Origin of the sequence: Bradyrhizobium sp. AUGA SZCCT0431 (assembly GCF_018131065.1) — a bacterium.
GTDB lineage: Bacteria > Pseudomonadota > Alphaproteobacteria > Rhizobiales > Xanthobacteraceae > Bradyrhizobium.
The window spans coordinates 74032-93679 of the sequence record NZ_JAFCLR010000028.1 but is presented as its reverse complement, the minus strand read 5'-3'; the positions used below and the strand labels follow the sequence as shown (position 1 = coordinate 93679).

Genomic DNA, 19648 nt, shown 5'->3' with positions numbered 1-19648 from the left:
CAATGAAATCATCAAGGCATTCGGGCAATAGCGTCCACTGCCCACGATCCGCCTGCTCAACGAAGCGCCGCATCAGCTTCCCCCGCAGAATCACGAGAGAATCATAGCAAAGCAGCGGCGTTTTCACACAGCCAGGGTCAATCGCGTCGGTTTGGCTCTCCGTCAATGACTTCCGGTTTTCCCCCGAAAGCGGACACCGTCACGGACGGGCGGCATGTCTCAAAAGTGCCAGCACCGGACTCGTGCACCGCAGCAAATGGCGGCGCATGAACTGTTTATCCCATCGCTACTGGCATGATCTTTACGGTGATCGATGATCCCGGCTACCGGATGAGCCCGCGCTTTTCGAGAAGGGCATTTGTGGAACCTAACGGAAACCTCAGACGTTCTTTTTCGCGAATGAGCAGCGCCGTCGCCCCGGTGCAGCAAGCCCAGACACCGAGGCGCTGCGCTGGTCGGAGGGAACGCTCATGAGACTCACCCTTTCGGTCATCAAGGCTGACATAGGCTCCGTCGGCGGCCACACGAAACCGTCTACACGCATGATGGCGGCTGTCGAGGGCGAGGTCGCGAAGGCGATCTGCGATGGCCTGCTGATCGACGGTTTCGTCTGCCACACTGGCGACGACATTGCGATCATCATGACGCACACACGGGGCGAAGGGAGCTCCGAGGTGCATCAACTTGCCTGGAAGGCGTTCCTCGCGGCCACCTCGGTCGCAAAAACCTCCGGGCTTTATGGCGCCGGCCAGGATCTTCTCGTCGACGCACCGTCCGGAAACGTCCGAGGCGCCGGCCCGGGCGTCGCCGAGCTCAGCTTCGACCACAGCCTCTCGGGCACGAGACCTGCGGAGTCCTTCATGGTGTTCGCCGCCGACAAATGCGGCCCCGGCGCCTACAATCTGCCGCTCTACCTCGCCTTCGCCGATCCCATGTATTGCGCCGGGCTGATGCTTCCCCCGATGATCAAGGGTTTCCGTTTCCATGTCATCGACATGGACCACACTGCTGGCGACAGCGTGATCGAACTCGAAGCGCCCGCGGACGGCTACCACATTGCCGCGCTGCTCCGCGACAATGAGCGCTTTGGGATCGATCGCATCGTTTCTCGAACGAACAACGAGATTGCCGTTGCTGTTTCGGCGCAGCGTCTTCACTCGATCGCAGGCAAGTATACCGGCAAGGACGATCCGGTCGCGATCGTCAGGAACCAAGGGATTTTCCCGGCGCCCGAAGAAATCGTCTCACCGTTCGCGAAGGCGCACTTCGTAGGCGGCGATGCGCGCGGCTCGCACGTGATGCCGCTCATGCCTGTGCCACTTAACACACCGGTGACGGGCCTGTACTGCCTGCCGATCGTTTCCTGCACCGGCTTTTCGATCGACAAGAACGGCCGTTTTTCGGAGTCCTTTACCGATTTCTTCGACAACCCGGCGTGGGACGAAGTCCGCCGGCGCGCCCAGCGCAAGGCAATCGAGATGCGCAGCCAGGGCTGGTCCGGCGCCGCGATGCTGCCCTATTCCGAGCTGGAGTATGGTGGCTTCCGCGACACCGTGTCCTCACTGCTGAAGCGCTTTCAGGTGCGCAAGGAGCGCAAGCCGGAAGCGGCCGAGTAAAGTACGCTACGAATGGGAGGTGGGCTTGGCGAGAAAACGCATCGGCATTCTCACGGGCGGCGGCGACGTCCCCGGCCTTAACGCCGTCATCAAGAGCGTGACTTATCGCGGCAGTGAGAACGACATTGAGGTCATTGGCCTCCGCCGTGGTTGGGAGGCCCTCACGCACCTCAACCTGGAGGACCCGGCCAGCAAATCTCACTACCTCATGCCCCTGAATCGTGAAAACACGCGCACCATCGACCGGAGCGGCGGCACCGTGCTGCACTCGAGCCGCATCAATCCGTCCAAAATGCAAAAGCTGCCCGATCATCTCGTCGGCAAGGACCTTCCGGTCTCCCTGAGTACCAGGGGCGGCGGCGCAGCCAAGACGTGGGACCTCACCGGCCAGGTGCTGGCGAACCTCTCGGGGCTCGGCATCGAACACCTGATCGCCATCGGCGGCGACGACACGCTTAGTTATGCCGCCAAGCTCAACGAACTCGGTGTCAAGATCATCGCCATCCCGAAGACGATGGACAACGACGTCCGCAACACCGAGTACTGCATCGGCTTCTCGACCGCGATCACTCGCGCCAGCGCAGCTATCCAGCGGCAGCGAACCACTGTCGGCTCGCACGAGCGAATTGGCATTTTCCGCGTCTTTGGCCGCGATGCCGGATTTACCGCGCTCTACACCGCGTACGCGACCTCGATCCGATGCGTCATACCGGAGTACAGGGTCAATCTCGACAGATTGATCCAGTTGCTCCTTGAGGAGAAGCGCGCCAACCCGAGCAATTACGCGCTGATCGTGCTCAGCGAGGGCGCCGAATGGGAGGGCTACAAGCTGCAGGAATACGGCGAGCCCGACGCCTACGGTCACCGCAAGAAGGCCAGCGTGGCGGAATCGCTTGCCGAGGAGATCAAGCAGCGCGCTGGAGAAGAGACGATCACCTCCGACCTTACCTACGATTTGCGATCGGGCGAACCTGACTTCATCGACAAGCTTGTAGCCCTGACTTTCGGCAACATGGCCTACGATGCCATCCTGGAAGGCAAGACCGGTCTCATGTCGGCTCTGGTAGAGGGCCGTTACGACCTCGTGCCCATCCCTGACCCCAAGCTGGGGCCTCGCAAATTGGATGTCGCCAGCACATACAACACGGAGCGCTACCGCCCTACCTACGGCAACAAGCTGGGGCTGCCGGTCTTTCTCAACCGCGCGTCATAGGGTGCCAGGCGGTAACCGCCAAGAGCGTCTCCTATGGGGCAGCCTCGGAAGTAGTGCCCGGCCAGATGGGTCTGCCAACGCAGAGTGTCAGGGCCTCGTGCCGAGATCATGAAGGGGTCAGGCCATGGAGATCGAATGCACTACATTCGGCACCATCACGATTGGCGGAACGACGTATGAACACGACGTGATCATTCGTCTCTCCGGCGAAGTGGCAAGGCGGAAGAAAAAGCTGTCGAAGAAGTACTACGGCACGTCGCATGTCCTCTCGAAAGACGAAGCGAAGTTCATCTATGAGTCCGGATGCGAGCAGCTAATTCTCGGCTCCGGCCAGATGGGCAATGTGCATCTGTCGCCGGAAGCTGAGGCGTATTTTTCGAAGAAGGGTTGCACGGTTCTGTTGCAGCCGACCCCCAAGGCGATTCATACGTTCAACAACTCGCGTGCGAAGAAGATCGGCCTTTTCCACATTACCTGCTAAATCGCGCCGGCCGCGACTGCGCTGCGGCGCATGAGCAAAAGCCCGAGAGCGCATTGAGAACATCGATTGGTCGCACGGTCGTGGGTGTTGACCGGTGGCGGAAACCAGAGTCGGCTGCGACTCAAACGCGCCGGTTTGGCTCCAGGTCGGCCACTTCCGGTCTACCCCCAATGAACGGACATTGTCAGTGTCCGTCGGCATGGTCAGAAAAGTGCCAATAGCGGTCATGGCAGAATTATTCGATCACCTCGTCGGCGCGGGCGAGCAGCGCCGGGGGCAGGGTCAGGGCGAATGCTTTTGCCGTCTTCAGGTTGATTAGGAGTTCAAATTTGGTCGCCTGGTAAATCGGAATGTCACCCGGTTTGGCACCTTTCAGGATTTTGTGCACGTCATCGGCCAACTGCCTGAACAGCTCCGTGAGATCGAGCGCATAGCCCATCAGCGCGCCGGCTTCGACGTAATCGCGGTACGGACATATCGTCGGCAAGCGTTTTTTCACGGCGAGCTCGGCGATGAGCTGGCGGTTGGCGTAAAGGTCGCCCTCTCCGCTCACCAGCACCGCGTCCGGCCGTTGCTCCGCTATCGCATCGAAGACGCGCTCAATCTCCGAGGGTTTCCCCTCCTGCGGGAAGACAAAAGCCAGCGAAATTCCCAAACGCGCGGCGGCACCCCGCAAGACTTGCCCCACAGACCCTTCCCATCCGCCGCGCATCCCCAGGAATACGGCCTTCTGCATCGAAGGAATGGCTTCTTTCAAGAACTCCAGCCGCTTTCCCCAGATCTCGATGCCGGCATCAAGCGTGATGCCGGTGAGGTTGCCGCCGGGCCGGTGCAGGTTGGTCACCAGCCCCGCCTGCAGCGGATCCAGCATGAACGCAACAATCGGTATCGTACCGGTTGCCGCCTTGAACACGGTCACGACGGTATTCGTTCCGGTGACGATCACATCCGGGTTGCGGGTCACGATTTCACGGACCACTTCGGCATAACGATCGTGACGTCCCTCGGCCCAGTAGCGTTCGATGATCAGACTTTGTCCTTCCACGTAACCTAAACGGCGCAGCTCGCCGAAAAAGGCGCGCCATGCGCTGCCCCCGCCCGTTTCAGTCAGGAGCGCGGGCGGGATTGCCGGATGGAACATCGCCAGCAGCGGCGGTCTCGCCGCTTGCTGCGCGCGCGCCGCCGAGCAGAGTAATGAACTCGCGTCGCCTCACTGCCATCGCCTCCCGCGCTGACCAAAACGATAGCACACCTCAGTACGGTGGGAGACTGCTGCGCTGCGGAATTCCGGCCCAGCTTAGGACCGGATTGGGTCATTCGCGTCGGTTTGACCGGACCACGGCGACTTCCGGTCTACCCCGCTGAACGGACATTCTCAAGGATAGGCCGGCATGTCTCAAAGGTGCCCAACAGCTGACGTGGTCATTGTCATTCGAGTATTTCGTGAGCACGGAATGTCAAAGAGGATGGAAAACAATATTAAGCGATTTTGCCGTCTTGAGATTAGAGACAAATGTGGTGGGTTGCTGAACGGGCAAATCGGCAGGCTTCGGCGCGAAGCGTCCCTATATGAGGGCGTCACGCCGGCTGCAAAAGAGTTCTGTTTTTAGGAGCTGCCAATGTGATTCCGGAAAAAAGGCATTCCAGCCCCGCGAGCCGGGCGTGCGGCAAATGGCTATAAGTTCTCTTGGATGAAATGTGGACTGAGATGTACGTCAAGCTGCACCAACGGCGAATCGCCGATCGCTTTGAAACTGTGAATCTCCCCGGCCTTAATGACAAAGATGTCGCCAGCACGGCCTTCGAAAGTCTTGCCACCGACGGTCCACACTCCGCGACCTTCACGAATGAACTGAATCTCGTCATAAGGATGCCGATGCGGGCCCGGCCCGGAACCCGGCTCCCCGTGGAACAGAAAGACCGACACTCCGGTGTCGCCCTGATCGGCGCCGACAAATTGATGGGTACTGCCGGCACGGGGCAGGTTCTCTTGACGAACGTGATGCATTTCCATTCCTCCTTTGCGATCTGAATAAGCCTTTCGGCAGCTGCGTTTTGAAGGGCACGCAATTCAGCAGCGTTGATGTCCCTCATCGTAACGCCGTGTTCTGGCGGGTACTGGTTGGCAGATAGGGCGAAGAGCCCACGTCAACAGGCGCTGAAATCGAAAGGGCTCCTTCCGAAGTTTGGCAGGCACAGACCGAACGTCTACGGCTGAGCCGTCGTGCACGAGTGAAGCCGGGCCCACGAGGGCAGACCCGGTCCCCTTTGGGCCCGCTCCCTCAATGGGCTCGCGGCGTCATGCCGATACCGACCTGCCCGCGAAGACTCGCTTCAGCCGCGGCGCTGCAAAGTCCAGGAAAGCGCGTATTTTGATCGGCAGAAACCGGTCGGCGACATACAAGAGATTGATCGGCACTGCCGGCGGCTGGAATTCATCCAGCACGGTTGTCAAGACTCCTTCCTCTTGCGTAGCCGCGAGTTGATAAGCAAAGGCGATGGAAATTCCGAGGCCGGCGCGGGCCGCGGCATAACCCGCTTCAGAGCTGCCGACGACCAGCCGCGTATTCACCGGCACCGCTATGGTCGCCTTGTCTCTGACGACTGTCCAGATATCGGGTAGCGTAAAACCGGTAAGATTGATGCAATCATGCCCGGCTAAATCTTCCGGCGTGCGAGGCGTTCCGCGAGCGGCCAGATAGGCGGGACTGGCGCAGAACACTCGGCGCGTCATGCCGAGCCGTACTGCAACCAAACTCGAATCCGGCAACTCGCCGATGCGTACCGCGACGTCGATTTGCTCCTGAGCCAGATTCAGCCTCTGATTGGTCGGGATCATTCTAATTTTGATATCCGGATAGGTTTTGAGGAAGTCCGTGATGATCGGCATGAGAATGACGCGCCCAAGGCCCAATGGGGTCGTCACAGTCAGTTCGCCTGTCGGTGACGTGTACTCACCGGACGCCATACGCTCAGCTTCGGTCACATCAGCGAGAATGCGTTTGCAGGCGGCAAGGTAGGAAGTACCTGCGTCCGTTAGTACCAGTTGCCGGTTGGATCGGTTGAAAAGCTTCGCCCGCAGGTAAGACTCGAGCTCCGATACGTTGCGGCTGACTGTTGTGAGTGGCGTTTTCAATCGCCGCGCCGCGGCGGACAAGCTGCCCTGCTCGACCACGGTCAGAAAGGTCGACATAGCTTCTAGGCGATCCATCTGATTTCCTTCCATGATCCGGAAAATATTTGGATTTTGGCACTTCACTCCAAATCGCGAAAGACCCAGTCCGCGTCGAAGCGAGCAGACGTGCCCGTGACCGACCTCCCGCTGTCCGGAAATATGCCTTCCGATTCCACCCCCTATTGAAGCGTTCCCTCATGGTCCATCTCCTTCGATGAGGGTGTGCCAAGCATGGCCTCAGGCACCAACGAGGAGAGTTCAATGACCAAACGGATCGAATCTTACCGCCACGAACTTCTGCATATCGATGACGCCGACTTCGTCGCGTATCGACGCAGGTCGAGTAATGGCGCTTGGCGCACGGTCTCCACGTGGATGTTTCCGCAATCGGCGGCCCGCTAGTGCCCAAAACCGACTGATTGGAAGGTGACATGAAAGACGTTTTGAGCCTCACCGTGTTCGCCGGCAAAGTGCTGTGTCTCGTGATGTTCGTGGCCCGGCCCGAAGTCCACCAACATTGGCGCAGTTCGGACGCCGGCGAAACCCGCCAATTGCAAAATCGCACGGTCGGGACTGCCGGGATGCGGGCTGACCCTCCTTGCAGCGGCTTCAGCAGCCGATGTTCGGCCGTGCAATGCACGTCCGCGCTTCGCTCACTGCTGAAACGACACATCGCGCTCAACGATGCCGAGCGAAAAGATCTCGTTGCCGGAAGTACCGCGACGGTCGAAGTGCCTGGAACAGTTCCGCGCAAACACGAAGGAAAACAGCTGTGGACGAACCGTTCCACAGGCTGCCGCGTAGCGCCAGCCGCAATTGGATGCTCGCCATCGTATGGGCTAGCGTCCTCGATCAAAAGGTTCTGAGAAAATGGTGGTAGCGTTTCTGACAATAGTAAGCGCCGGTATTTTTGCCGCCCATATTCTCGACGCGCTGCTCGGTGGCGCGCAGGACTCCCCGAGACCCGACTCTCATCCGGATTGGAGAACCAGCCCTGATAACGAGCAGGTGTGCGAATGAGACGATCGACGATGCAAGAGTCCTAATCGACGACTTGCGTCTCGATGATTTTGACGGTTTGCGAGAGGAGGGCTTTCTCGGAGTCGCCGAACTCCTGTCGCTTCATGTTTTCGCTGGCGCTGGTGTTCAAGGAGCGGAGCTGGGCCGACGCACGCCCAGCGCCCCCAAGTCCGCTTTGAGTCATTTTTAGAACTCGGCACTCGCAATGGAGATGTCCGGTCTAACATCGTGAACGGAAATTGTCTGATCAGCCGCGCGGGTTGGATAGGAGAGCCAGTCTAGCCGCCCAATCTCTTGTGCAGCATGACGCCGAGAATATTGGAGTAATCGTCGGTCCACAGCGCGCTCGACCGGTCCGGCTGCAACGGCGTCCAGCTTGCGGCAACGCTGCCGGTGGCGGCCGCATCGCGAGCCAGGACGACGAGGCGTGCATTGGCTTTCATCGTGGTCAGCAGATCGCCGGCGCTGGTGTCTTCCCGCAGGTAGGCGACAAGCCCAAGCGATTGCGCGACGTTACCCACAACAGGCGCGAGATCGAAGTACCGGTTGGAGATGTGCACCACGATCACACCATGCGGTGTGAGCTTTGAAAGATAACCCGCAACCGCTTCGCGCGTCAGCAGATGCACCGGAATCGCATCCGACGAGAACGCATCGAGCACGATCAGATCATAGCGGTCGGTTGATGCCTCCAGCGTCAGGCGCGCGTCGCCGGCGACAATAGGCGCATCGGGGGCGCATTTCGACAGGAACTCGAAGCGACGCGGATCGCGCGCGATCCGGATCACTTCGGGGTCGATCTCGAAGAAGGTCCAGCGCTCCCTGCCCTTGCGATGACAGGCCAGCGTGCCGGTACCGAGGCCCACGACGGCCACATGGCCGAGGCTGCCCCGCGCGGCACGGGCGGCGCCGATGGCTTGTGCGTACGGACCGCCCGGATAGTAATAGGTCTGCGGCAAGAGCGGGCCGGTGACCGGCGTGCCATCATCGTTGCGCAACCGCTGCGCGCCATGAATGGTGGTGCCGTGGTAGAGCAAGCGGGCACTGCCGCCGTTGATCTCCGCGACCTTATGGACGCCGAAGAAACTGCGCGCGGTTTCGATCGGCGCAATGCCGGGCCGCCACAGGGCGGTCACCGCAAAACTCAGGATCACGAGCCCGACGAAGCGCATCGGCCGTTGCCGCTGAAACAGCATCGCCGCTGCCAGCAGCGCCAGCAGGACCTGGAAAGCCAGTTCCAATGTCGCCGGCGGCTGATAGCGCGTGACGTACCAGACCAGCGCCAGCGCTGCGCTGATCACAAGCCATGGCAACGCGCCGGTCAGCGCCTTGCGGAAGCCTCCGGTAAAAATGCCGGGCGTGCACAACAGCGCGAGCGCGATCAGGATCGGATATTCGTAATTGCCATTGAAGATCTGCGGCGCGATGAGCCCCGCAAAGGCGCCACCGATCACCCCGCCAAGGGACGTGCAGAGATAGAACTCCGTCAAACGCCGCGGGCTCGGCCGCCGCGCGTAAAGTTCGCCGTGGCACATCAGCGTCAGCAGCGCGAAGACGACGAGGTTGAGGGCGATGGTCGTCAGCCAGAACACCTTCTCACCGCCGATCAGGCTGACCGCGAGCGGCGCCACCGCGAACGGAACGAAGCGCACCACATTGGCGTGGGCGATCCATGGCCGCTCGCGGAACACGGCGACGAAAGTCAGCAGGTAGATCGCAAGCGGCACCACCCACAGGAATGGTGCGGCGGCGATATCGGTCGTCAGATAGGCAGTGACCGCGATGACGAGCCCCGATGGCACGGCGGCGAGAGCGATCCACCGCATCCGTTCGCCCGTACTCGCGCCGATATCGTCGGAAACCTCGACCTTTGCGGCGACAGGTTTCGCGCGCGACGTCAATACCGCGACCAGACTCAGGAGCATGGCGAGCAGCGCAAAACCTATCGACCACGCCGCCGCCTGCGTCTTCAACGTGAGAAACGGTTCGATGACGACGGGATAGGCGAACAATGCCGCGAACGAACCAAGGTTGGACGCGGCGTAGAGAACGTAGGGATTGCCGGCCCGGCTGTGCCCGCTGCCTGCGAACCAGCTTTGCAGCAGCGGCGCGCTGGCCGACAGCGTGAAGAATGGCAGGCCGATCGAGACCGCGAACAGGCCGAACAACCAGAGCGCCGTCCCTTCCGATGGCGGAACACCCCATCCAGGTGCGATCGCGATCGGCAGCATCGTCGCGGTCACGCCGAGCAGCGCAAGGTGGAACATTGCAGCCCAACGCGGCGCAAGCACGTGATTCAGCAGATGCGCGTAGGCATAGCCGCTGAGCAGCACGGTCTGGAAAAACACCATCGCCACCGACCACACCGCGGGAGCGCCGCCGAGTTTCGGCAACACCATCTTGGCGAACATCGGCTGGATCGAGAACAAGAGCAGCGCCGAGACGAACAGCGTCGCGACATACAGCAGCGGCGTCAGCCGGACCACCATCGCCTGCCGATCGCAGTCGGGCGAAATCCGATCGGAAGCATTGAAAAGCGACATAGTCCCCCTGGCACACCGGCAATTTATGGTTGCACGGTAGCCAATCAGTCCTGAGCAAAGTCTTAACCCGGCTGCCCGGAATCGCTGACCTGCGCCATGGTAAAGGCCGCCTTGCCAGTCGCCGCGGCAGAACCCACACATGGCGCGGTTCTCGCTCTCAACTAAAATATCGAAAACAACCCCATGCAAAGAAAGCAGCGGTCGCCAGCACAGCCGCTTTTGGCAACGAAAATCTTTTGACACGTCGGGCAAATCAGCGGCAGGTTCGCATCATCGCGCCATTTGGCCATGGCCCTGTCCGACAACGGGCGCTTAAAAATCCTTCCAACCATTGAATTGCACCGGCTCGCGCACAGCGAACGATCGCCTGCGCTTTGCCGTTCCGCGCGCTTGCTGATGCGTGTGCCCAGGGAGATACGACGTGAACACAGTTCCAGAACTCAACAAGGCAGCCATCATCGAAGCAACCGGTCAAGCCAAGCCTGCCACAGCCCCGCGGCTAAAACTCTCGTCACACGGAGTCTCGATCGTCTATCCAGACCTGGAGCTTGGCGAAGCGCTGATGGCTGAAACATTGGGCGTCGCCGACAGCGATGCGATGTACGGCCTACTGGGCCAATTGGTGAAAGCCAGCGTCAAGGGGCGGAAGCCCGACCCGGCCAACCTCGCCTTCATGATTTCAATGGTGGAGAGCATCAAGCCCAGGGATTCCATCGAAGCGATGCTGGTGGCGCAAATGGTGTCCGTCCATGTGCTGGCGATGCGATGCGCCTATCGCCTCGCAGGCGCGGATGACGTCGCCCGGCAAGACAGCGCCGTGCGCGCATTGGGCAGGCTGGCCCGCACGTTCCCGGCCCAGATCGAGGCGCTCACCCGCTATCGCAACAAGGGCGAGCCTGCCATCACCGCGCAGAACGTGTCGGTCGGGGATGGTGGCAAGGCGATCGTCGGCAACGTCACGCAGCATGCGAGCGTGATCGTTTCGGACAAGAGCGGGGCTACGGTCTCGACGTCCAATCGTGCTGCACGGGCGCACGATCGCGACCACGCTAGGCGGCGAGCACCGGCATGAGCAATCACGCTCCCAACACCCACCCGATGCTGGCGAGCCCGCGTTGCGGAGCAAAGATCCGCTCCGGCGGATCGTGCCGCTCGCCGGCGGTGCGAGGAAAAAGGCGTTGCCGCATGCACGGCGGTGCGCCGGGATCCGGCGCGCCAAGGCGAAACCAGAACGCGCGCAAGCACGGGCTCTTCACAAAGGTCGCCACTGCCGAGCGCAAGCAGATTCAGGCCATGTTGGCCGATGCACGCAAGCTGCTGCAACAGATGAAATGATTTCGCGCCGCTGGACCTTAAGTTCTGCGGTGTGAGCGGCACCCTGCCCGGGTCCAAGAAGGGCTGATCCGCGGGCACCTGGCTTGCCGAGCCGTAGCTCGCGGGCCGAGTAGCCCGCCTTCGCCTCCGGCTTCGGCGCGGCAGCCTTCACTCGCTTCGCGAGCGAAGGCTGGTATGGCCCCAGATCTGGTCCCAGTCTTCGCCCGCGGCGTCGACGACACGGCCGTCGGCCTCGAAGAACTTGTTCGGGACCTGGAAGATGGCGAGCATCAGCCCGCCCTCGGGGCACCAGGCGACGTGACGGCTGCCCTGCTCGCGCCAGATGTATTCGCCGGCCTTGCATTCGATGCCCTGGGCCGGCCCCTCCTTGTCGACCAGGCTGCCTTCGAGCACGTAGGTCTGCTCGATATTGACATGCTCGTGGTCGGGCAGCACCGCACCGGGCGCAAACTTCATCAGCGCGGTCATGAGGCCGGTCTTGCGATCAAACAGCAGCGTCTTGGCTTCGCAACCGGGGAAACGGGTCTTCTGCCACTCCATGTCGGCCGGGCGAACGAGATGCGAATGCGTGTCTGCGGTCTCTGGGCCTTTCGGCGTAGCGGCGTCCATGGCGATCCTCCGTTTTTTTGGATTTGAGGCGATCCTAGCAGCCGGGAGAAGCCGCATCCAGCCTTGCTGGCGTCCGCCCCCAATTGTAGGATCAACAGGCTAGCCACTCCCGCGACGCATGGTGAACAATGGCGGCGCTGCAACATTCGCGTTTCTGCAAGGGCTGCTGGGAGCAGATGCACATGCCGGTGCCGCTCCGCGGGGTAATCTCGGTGCCGTTCCGGGCATTTGGTGTTCGCCCGAGCCGAATGAACCCCAACACCTGCACCATCTGCGAGCTGATGTTCACGAAGGTGATGCGAGCCCGAAAGATCACCATCGACGCGACCGTGATGTTTGCCGATCTGCGCGGCTATACCAGCCTGTCCCAATCGAAGTCGGCGGAGGCCGTGTCGGGCCTGCTCGACGCCTTCTACGATGAATGCGCCGACGCGATCTGGCAGCATGACGGGCTCCTCAACAAGACGATCGGCGACGCCGTCATGGCCGTCTTCAATTTTCCGTTGCAGCGCGACGACCATGTCCGCAATGCCCTGCTCGCGGCGCGCAATATCCAGAAGAACTGGCGCGAGCGGCGCGACGGTCTTGCAGCAGCCCTCGGCCTGAACGCCAGCGACCTCGGGATCGGCATCGGCATCCACGCAGGCGAACTCAGTTTTGGCGAATTCGGCCGGTCACACCGCGACCTCACCGCCATCGGCACGGTCGTCAACACCGCCTCCCGCGCGCAGTCGGTCGCCGAAGCCGACCAGATTCTGGTGACGCAGGAGGTCTATCAGCGCACCCGACCGGATTTGCAGGACAGTCATTCGAAGACCTTCCAGCTCAAGGGATTCGATGCCCCGATCGAGCTTTACGCGGCATAGCCCTGCCTCGCTTTCCAGAAGTCGTTGCTCACCAAAGGTTCTTGCCGTCGATAACCGTCACCGGCACGGCGTCGAGGTCGACGTCGTCGAACAGCCGCGCATTGACGCCGACTTTCGGATTTTCGAAGTCCGGCTTGCCGGTCGACCAATCCGGCGATTCCCCATAGGTCCCGCAGCCGCAATTGGCGCAGAAATGATGTTTGATGGTGCGGCTGCCCCACAAATAAGTGGCGACGTTTTCCGGCGGCGAGGTCAGACGAAATTGCGCGGGCGTGTAATAGGCCCATAGTGCGCCGCGCTTCGAACATAGCGAACAGGTGCAGCGAGTCACGTCGGCCGGCATCTCGTCCACCTCGAATTGCGTCTGGCCGCAATGGCAGCTTCCCTTGATTGGCACGATCTGTTCCCTTCCGAATGATCCGACACGGCGTGGTTCATAACCGGTGCCTGCTGCCAGCATGCTGTCAGCAGCAGGCAACAGCTTCCCCTTCACGCGAATGTCATTGGCCGCGCCGGGCCCTCGCCGCAACCTTCGGACGAACCAATGCCGCGTATTTTCAATCGTTTGGCGACGAGCGACGGCGTTGGCGCGGCTTGGTTATCCTCAGGGCTTCAAGCCGCGGTCATGCGGATGTCAAGGAGGCCGCCTAAAGCTCGGGCATGAGCTACGAACCCGCCACCATCGCAACGCTTCGGCGCGCGCTCGACGAGGTCATCAAGGACAACCGCTTCCGTCAGCGGAAGTCGCACTCGGTCCTCGAGGTTGCCGAGCATCTTTTGGCCCTGGCGGCTGTCGGCGAGCGCGACCTGGAAAGATTGAAGGCGTCCGCCTTTCAGAAACTGATTTCAACCGCCGAGCGGCTTCCGAACAAGGCCGCTTGAACCGCCTGGTGCCTGGGTCCGCCGATTGCATTGCAAGCCACGGTCGGCCTCACCGGCCAGGCGATCGAGAGGGAAGAAAATGAAACGCCGCGTTGCGATCGTTCTCTCACTTTGCACGCTGGCGATCGTCGCCTACTTCACCGCCAGCAAATGGCTTATTCGCCACGAGACGCTGATGTCGCACGACATCCTGCGCGACAGCCGGCGGGTTGCCGTCGACGTCGCCGTGCGGCGGGACCGGGCCATGCAGGCAACGGCCGAAATGATCGAGCTGCCGGTCGTGATCATCAGCCACGGCAACACGGTCAAGCACACGGAATACTCGTTCCTCGCCAACACCTTTGCCGCCCGGGGTTATCTGGTCGGCAGCATCCAGCACGACATCGAAACCGACGAGCCGATGGTGACCAGGATCGGCGAGGAATATGTCGGCCGCCGGCCGCAATATAATCGCGGCATTTTCAATATCATGTTCGCGATCGACGAAATGAAGAAGGCGTATCCGAATGCGGATTACCGACGCCTGACCCTGGTCGGTCATTCCAATGGCGGCGATATCTCGATGTACTTCGCCAGCCGGCGTCCCGAACTGGTCAAGAAAGTGGTGACGCTGGACAATCTGCGGGTGCCGTTCATTACCGACGGCAACATCAAGATCCTGTCATTCCGATCCACCGATCCGCATTTCAAACCCGACCCGGGCGTCATCCCGGATGACGAGATGTGCCGGAAGGCCGGCATCACCGTGGTGAACACGGCGTTTCAGCACAACGAACTGAGTGATCGCGGTTCCGACCGCGTCAAGTCAACGATTCAGGCGCTGGTCCACAAATTCCTCGATGACGACGGCTCGCTGAAACCGGGGCTGATCAAGCCCGAGGATTCCCCGAACGATCCATTTGCGATGGTGACGGCATCCGTGCCGCGCTGAAATCGCCACCGCTTCCAGCCAGACCGTCCGGCTCCGCTGCCGGTGTGATCCAAAACTTGGCAGAGCGTTTTCCAGCGAAGCATGCCCTCGGACTTGATCCGGGGATGGAAACCAGTCCGCGCCAAGAAAACGCGTCAAATCAAAAATCTAGAGCCTCGTTCCGATTCAATCGGAACGGAAAAGGCTCTAGGCTTGCTGTTCCCGCCGCCACGAATCGCGGAGACAGCAGATCTTGGGTTTTCTCTTCGTCCTCACGGTCGGGCTTCTCGCCGGCACCATCAGCGGCATCGTCGGCACCGGCTCTTCGATCATGCTGATGCCGGTTCTGATCTATCAATACGGGCCGAAGGAAGCCGTGCCGATCATGGCGGTGGCGGCCGTGATGGCGAACCTGTCGCGTATCCTGGCCTGGTGGCGCGAGGTCGACTGGCGCGCCTGCCTCGCCTACTCGGTCACCGGAATTCCGGCTGCCGCACTCGGCGCACGGACGCTGCTGGCCTTGCCGTCGCACGCCGTCGATATTGCGATCGGGCTGTTTCTGATCGCGATGGTGCCGGTGCGGCATTGGCTTGACCGACACCAACTCAAGGCCAAGCTCTGGCATCTGGCCGTGGGCGGCGCTGTTATCGGCTATCTCACCGGCATCGTGGTGTCGACCGGCCCGCTCAGCGTGCCGCTGTTTCTGTTTTACGGGCTGAACAAGGGCGCGTTCCTCGCCACCGAATCCGCGAGCTCGCTCGGGCTCTATCTCAGCAAATCGGTTACCTTCGAACGCTTCGGCGCGCTGACGCCGGACGTTGCGCTGAAAGGCCTGGTTGCAGGCTCCTCGCTGATGTTCGGCGCCTTCATTGCCAAGCGCTTCGTGCTGCACCTGCAGCCCCAGATGTTTCGCCTGCTGATGGACGGCATCATGCTGGTGGCCGGACTTTCCCTGCTTTGGTCGGCCTTCACTGTTTGAAAAATCCGCTCGTTCCGATCTGAACCAACTCGGCGGTCCAGGAGACGAAGTGACGTGCATCACATCCAATTCCGGATGAGGCCTTAGACGTTGCGTGGCATGAACACTCATTTTCAGCCACAGGAGATTTAGAAATGTACAGGGGCATTATCGGCGCCGTTGCTGGCGTCGTCGTCATCGGCCTGATCGCAGCCGGAAGCTGGTACACTGTCGATCAGACCGAGCGCGGCGTGCTGCTGCGCTATGGCGCGGTGATCGGCACCGCACAGCCGGGCCTCGGTTTCAAGATCCCGCTGATCGACAGCGTCGAGAAGGTCAGCGTCAAGACCACGACCTTCTCCTGGGACAAGATGAATTCCTATTCCTACGACCAGCAGCCCGCCGATCTCAAGATCAGCGTCACGTTGCGGGCATCGCCGGAAAAAGTAACGGATCTCTATGCCAAATTCGGCCGGCTGCAGGCGGCGGTCAATCAGGTGGTCAGCCCTGCCGTCAACCAGCAGGTCAAGATCGTATTCGGCCGCTATACCGCGGTGAAAGCCATTCAGGAGCGCGGCGCCCTCAACAACGCGATCCGGGACGCCATTACCGCTTCGCTCAAGGATGATCCGATGATCATCGTCGAGAGCGTGCAGCTCGAGAACATCGAGTTCAGCTCGACCTATCTGCATTCGATCGAGCAGCGCATGCTGGCCGAAGTCGAGGTACAGAAGCTGCAGCAGAACGCCGAGCGCGAGAAGGTTCAGGCGCAGATCACGGTCACGCAAGCCAACGCCAAGGCCAACGCTGTCCGCGCCGAAGCCCAGGCCTCCGCCGACGCGCTGCGGCTGAACGGCGAAGCCCGCGCCACCAACATCAAGCTGACCGGTGAAGCCGAAGCCGCCGCGATCGAAGCCCGCGCCAAGGCGCTCGGCACCAACCCGAACCTCGTCACCCTGGTGCAGGCCGAGCGCTGGAACGGCGTGCTGCCGACCACCATGGTGCCCGGCTCCGCGGTGCCGTTCGTCTCGGTCAAATAATCTTCGAAAGCATCCGGAAGCGGTGATGCCTGGGATCGCGATCTCAGGCATCATCGTCTTTAGGAACAGGTCCCATGCGAATTGTCATCACCATGGCGGGCATCGCGCTCGCTTTCGCCCTCGTCACGCCTGCGTCGCAAGCCGCGACGCCGGCGTCGCAAGCCGCGGAGAGTTTTGACGGGCTCTGGGCCAGAACGGCGAAGGACTGCCGCAACAAGGAAGGCCCCGACAGCAAAACGCTCATCGACATGAGCAAGCCGATCGGCGGCAAGCCCGCGCCGATGGTCGACCAGTATGAAAATCACTGCCGGATCGACCGCAAGACCGTGGTCGGAGACGGCATCCATCTCTCGGTCACCTGTTTTGAATTCTGGGATTATTTCAACAAGGGCGTCGAGCCACGGAAAGCGACCGTCAAGCTCGCGCCCGGCCCGAACGGCACCATCAAGATCGACGGCAAGCCGTATCTGCGCTGCAAGGCCGGGAGCGGTGCCGCCAAGCGCTAGGCGCAGAGCATCTAGCCAGGCCTCCGGTGATACACACCGCAACAGAAAGTGTTCGACTGCTTTCGGTCACCTCAGTCCATTTCATGCGGGACCGCATGCTAACGTGCGAACCTCGATCCCTTCCTGGAAGTGATAATCGTGGGCGCATTGATTTTCGACTTTGACGGCGTCATCGCTGACAGCGAGGCGATCGCCAATACCGTTCTGGCGGAAACGGTCACCGGCCTCGGTCATTCAACAACGCTGGATCAGGCGCTTGCGCGCTATTCCGGCCGGAGGTGGGATGAAGCCGTGGCTGAGATCGAAGCGGCAATCGGAAGGCCGCTGCCTGCGGATTTCTCCAACCAGCTCAAGCTCGCCACCTTCGACCGATTCCGGACAGATTTGAAGGAAGTGAGTGGCGCTTCAAATTTCATCAGGCGTTTTTCCCACCTGCCCCGGTGCATCGCCTCGTCCAGTTCGATGGATCGGTTGCAGCTGTGCCTTTCGGTATTGGCACTGGAAGCGGAATTCGGCAGTCATGTTTTCAGTGCCGATATGGTCGCGCGAGGAAAGCCGCATCCGGACATCTTTCTGTTCGCTGCAGGCAAATTGGGCGTAGGCCCGGAGAAATGTCTTGTGATCGAAGACAGCGCGAGTGGGATCAGGGCGGCGGTTGCTGCTGGCATGACCGTCGTCGGGCTGTGCGCGGCCAGTCATATTCGCGAAGGCCATGATCTCAGGCTGCGCGATGCCGGCGCCGTCCACCTGGCGCATTCGTGGTCGGACGTCGAGCACGTCGCCCTTCAGTTTTTCAAGAGCTAGGCCGCCCGCAAACGCCGTCAGCGAAGGCTTGGGCCGGGGCATCGCGACCCGCATTTGAAAAACGCGGCCGGATGACATCATGCTGACGCCAACAATGCCGGTACCGTGGCATAGTGCATGATCCGATCAATTCGGCCTTGAGGGCGGTGTCTTGAGCGCAATAGCTGACGTAGTTGATATTACCGATCCCGGGAACGAGCCGGCCAAACGGGGCGACGTCCGGCAAGACACCCTGAAATTCGCGGAGGCCGCGCTTACCGACAGCAAGCGCGAGGGCTTGCTGCTCGCCGTTCGCGCCCGCTGGGTTGCGCTGGCGGTAACGGCCGCCACCCTGCCGATCATCAATCCGGAATGGGAGGTCCTCTATTACGTCCTGATGCTCGGCCTGTTTGCCCTGATCGGCTGGGCCCAGCTCAAGGTCGGCAAGGCCGAGCGGTCGTGGCCGGAGCTTATTCTGATATTTTGCGATCTGCTGCTGATGACCTTCCTGACCGTCGTGCCCAATCCCTGGAGCACGGTCGATTGGCCACTTGCAATGCAGTACCGGTTCGACAGCTTCATTTACTTCTTTGTTTTCCTGGGCACCGCGACGCTGGCCTATTCCTGGCGCACCGTCGTGGCGATGGGGTTCTGGACTTCGGCGCTGTGGGCGATCGGCGTCGGCTGGGTTTACCTGCAGCCGCAAACCCACGCCGCGCTGTCGGAACGGGTGCGGGCCGCTGTCGGCTCCGACGTCAGGCTGTTCGACATCATCGACCCCTCGTCGATCGGCTTTGGCGCGCGGTTCCAGCAGATCACCGTCTTCCTGATCGTCGCCATGACGCTGGCGCTGGCGGCGCGCCGCTCGAACGCTTTGCTGATCAGCCACGCCGGCATCGAGCGCGAACGCACTAACCTGGCGCGCTATTTCTCTCCCAATGTCGTCGAACAGCTGTCCAAGAACGACGATCCGCTCAAACAGGTGCGAACGCAGAATGTCGCGGTACTGTTCGCCGACATCGTTGATTTCACCGCCTATGCAGACGGCCGCAGCCCGATGCAAGTGATCGGGACGCTGCGGCAGTTCCACGAGCGGATGGAACGGGAAGTATTCCGGCACCTGGGTACGCTGGACAAATATCTCGGTGACGGATTGATGGCGACGTTCGGCACGCCCTTCACCAGCGATTCCGACGCCGGCAACGCGCTGCGCTGCGCGCAGGCCATGATCGGGTCGATCGCTGAACTCAACCGCGAACGAAAAAGCCGCAACGAGCCGCCGATCCGACTCAGCATCGGATTGCACTTTGGTCAGGTCGTGCTCGGCGACATCGGCCTGAACCGGCTTGAATTTGCCGTCATCGGCACGGCGGTGAACGCCGCAAGCCGCCTTGAAGCACTGACCCGCGAATACGGCTGCGCCCTGGTGGCCAGCGACGAATTGGTGCAGCGGGCGCGGGCAGAAACCGGCAGCTCAAACGCCGACTTTTTGCACCTCGTCAAAAAGCCGGCGCGGACCATTCGCGGCCTCGAGCAACCGGTGGGGATATGGACGCGGGATTACGACGCGGCCTGAGGCGCTGAATTGTGCGATCGATGCCTCGACGAGGATGGCTTGACGCTCACCACCCCGAGCTTCGCCACACGGTGCAGGTGGAACGCTGGACTGCCGACTATCCAGCGCAGATTGAGAGCGTTATTCTGCTGCATC

Annotated in this window: 21 protein-coding genes; 15 read left to right on the top strand and 6 right to left on the bottom strand. The window is 61.2% G+C overall.

Features of this window, described 5'->3' with window-relative positions; translation table 11 throughout:
• The first annotated feature begins 470 nt into the window (after positions 1-470).
• The 3 genes from JQ567_RS25270 (at position 471) to JQ567_RS25260 (ending at position 3310) form a co-directional block, all read left to right on the top strand.
• Entirely contained in the window at positions 471-1616 is a 1146-nt protein-coding gene (locus tag JQ567_RS25270) for a fructose-1,6-bisphosphatase (protein WP_212441311.1), read from the top strand.
• Positions 1617-1641: 25 nt separating this feature from the next.
• Positions 1642-2829 (top strand): 6-phosphofructokinase, encoded by a 1188-nt coding sequence (locus JQ567_RS25265; protein ID WP_212441310.1) that lies wholly within the window; start codon positions 1642-1644, stop codon positions 2827-2829.
• 124 nt (positions 2830-2953) lie between these two features.
• Entirely contained in the window at positions 2954-3310 is a 357-nt protein-coding gene (locus JQ567_RS25260) for an Mth938-like domain-containing protein (protein WP_212441309.1), read from the top strand.
• 235 nt (positions 3311-3545) lie between these two features.
• Here the strand turns inward: JQ567_RS25260 and JQ567_RS25255 are convergent, their stop codons facing one another.
• From JQ567_RS25255 to JQ567_RS25245, 3 genes are all read right to left on the bottom strand, one after another.
• On the bottom strand, positions 3546-4451 hold the full coding sequence (locus JQ567_RS25255) for an ABC transporter substrate-binding protein (RefSeq protein ID WP_212441308.1): 906 nt from the start codon (positions 4449-4451) through the stop codon (positions 3546-3548).
• Positions 4452-4985: 534 nt separating this feature from the next.
• On the bottom strand, positions 4986-5318 hold the full coding sequence (locus tag JQ567_RS25250) for a cupin domain-containing protein (RefSeq protein ID WP_212294456.1): 333 nt from the start codon (positions 5316-5318) through the stop codon (positions 4986-4988).
• Between the two features lie 291 nt (positions 5319-5609).
• Entirely contained in the window at positions 5610-6521 is a 912-nt protein-coding gene (locus JQ567_RS25245) for a LysR substrate-binding domain-containing protein (RefSeq protein WP_212441307.1), read from the bottom strand.
• A gap of 225 nt (positions 6522-6746) precedes the next feature.
• On the opposite strand from JQ567_RS25245, the gene JQ567_RS25240 reads away from it, so the two are divergent.
• Positions 6747-6887 carry a hypothetical protein gene (locus JQ567_RS25240; RefSeq protein WP_212441306.1) on the top strand — a complete coding sequence of 47 codons (141 nt, stop codon included), beginning with the start codon at positions 6747-6749 and terminating at the stop codon, positions 6885-6887.
• Between the two features lie 29 nt (positions 6888-6916).
• Entirely contained in the window at positions 6917-7351 is a 435-nt protein-coding gene (locus JQ567_RS25235; RefSeq protein WP_212441305.1) for a hypothetical protein, read from the top strand.
• A gap of 432 nt (positions 7352-7783) precedes the next feature.
• Here the strand turns inward: JQ567_RS25235 and JQ567_RS25230 are convergent, their stop codons facing one another.
• Positions 7784-10048: a fused MFS/spermidine synthase gene (locus tag JQ567_RS25230; protein ID WP_212441304.1), complete on the bottom strand. Its 2265-nt coding sequence runs from the start codon at positions 10046-10048 to the stop codon at positions 7784-7786.
• A gap of 421 nt (positions 10049-10469) precedes the next feature.
• Between JQ567_RS25230 and JQ567_RS25225 the strand changes: the two genes are divergently transcribed.
• Together JQ567_RS25225 and JQ567_RS38680 are read left to right on the top strand one after the other, a co-directional pair.
• A complete protein-coding gene (locus JQ567_RS25225; protein ID WP_312017462.1) occupies positions 10470-11120 on the top strand; it encodes a hypothetical protein in 651 nt (216 codons plus the stop codon).
• Positions 11117-11383, top strand: coding sequence for an HGGxSTG domain-containing protein (locus tag JQ567_RS38680; RefSeq protein WP_212441303.1), 267 nt, complete (start codon positions 11117-11119; stop codon positions 11381-11383). The genes JQ567_RS25225 and JQ567_RS38680 overlap by 4 nt, the downstream gene beginning before the upstream one ends.
• Positions 11384-11530: 147 nt before the next feature.
• On the opposite strand, the gene JQ567_RS25215 is transcribed toward JQ567_RS38680, so the two are convergent.
• Positions 11531-11992 (bottom strand): cupin domain-containing protein, encoded by a 462-nt coding sequence (locus tag JQ567_RS25215; RefSeq protein ID WP_212441302.1) that lies wholly within the window; start codon positions 11990-11992, stop codon positions 11531-11533.
• A gap of 137 nt (positions 11993-12129) precedes the next feature.
• On the opposite strand from JQ567_RS25215, the gene JQ567_RS25210 reads away from it, so the two are divergent.
• On the top strand, positions 12130-12858 hold the full coding sequence (locus tag JQ567_RS25210) for an adenylate/guanylate cyclase domain-containing protein (protein WP_212441317.1): 729 nt from the start codon (positions 12130-12132) through the stop codon (positions 12856-12858).
• Positions 12859-12886: 28 nt separating this feature from the next.
• On the opposite strand, the gene JQ567_RS25205 is transcribed toward JQ567_RS25210, so the two are convergent.
• The gene (locus JQ567_RS25205; protein WP_212441301.1) at positions 12887-13255 is read right to left on the bottom strand and encodes a GFA family protein; all 369 of its coding nucleotides are present in this window, start codon (positions 13253-13255) and stop codon (positions 12887-12889) included.
• A gap of 263 nt (positions 13256-13518) precedes the next feature.
• Here JQ567_RS25205 and JQ567_RS25200 point away from each other — a divergent pair, with 263 nt between their 5' ends.
• The 7 genes from JQ567_RS25200 (at position 13519) to JQ567_RS25170 (ending at position 19513) form a co-directional block, all read left to right on the top strand.
• The gene (locus JQ567_RS25200) at positions 13519-13740 is read left to right on the top strand and encodes a hypothetical protein (RefSeq protein ID WP_212441300.1); all 222 of its coding nucleotides are present in this window, start codon (positions 13519-13521) and stop codon (positions 13738-13740) included.
• A 79-nt stretch (positions 13741-13819) separates the two neighbouring features.
• A complete protein-coding gene (locus tag JQ567_RS25195; protein WP_212441299.1) occupies positions 13820-14671 on the top strand; it encodes an alpha/beta fold hydrolase in 852 nt (283 codons plus the stop codon).
• Positions 14672-14903: 232 nt separating this feature from the next.
• Positions 14904-15629, top strand: coding sequence for a sulfite exporter TauE/SafE family protein (locus tag JQ567_RS25190; RefSeq protein ID WP_212441298.1), 726 nt, complete (start codon positions 14904-14906; stop codon positions 15627-15629).
• Positions 15630-15763: 134 nt separating this feature from the next.
• Positions 15764-16648, top strand: coding sequence for a prohibitin family protein (locus tag JQ567_RS25185; RefSeq protein WP_212441297.1), 885 nt, complete (start codon positions 15764-15766; stop codon positions 16646-16648).
• 74 nt (positions 16649-16722) lie between these two features.
• Positions 16723-17154 carry a hypothetical protein gene (locus tag JQ567_RS25180; protein WP_212441296.1) on the top strand — a complete coding sequence of 144 codons (432 nt, stop codon included), beginning with the start codon at positions 16723-16725 and terminating at the stop codon, positions 17152-17154.
• Positions 17155-17292: 138 nt separating this feature from the next.
• The gene (locus JQ567_RS25175; protein WP_212441295.1) at positions 17293-17958 is read left to right on the top strand and encodes an HAD family phosphatase; all 666 of its coding nucleotides are present in this window, start codon (positions 17293-17295) and stop codon (positions 17956-17958) included.
• A 151-nt stretch (positions 17959-18109) separates the two neighbouring features.
• Positions 18110-19513, top strand: a complete 1404-nt coding sequence (locus tag JQ567_RS25170) for an adenylate/guanylate cyclase domain-containing protein (RefSeq protein WP_212441294.1) — start codon at positions 18110-18112, stop codon at positions 19511-19513.
• Positions 19514-19648: the final 135 nt, after the last annotated feature.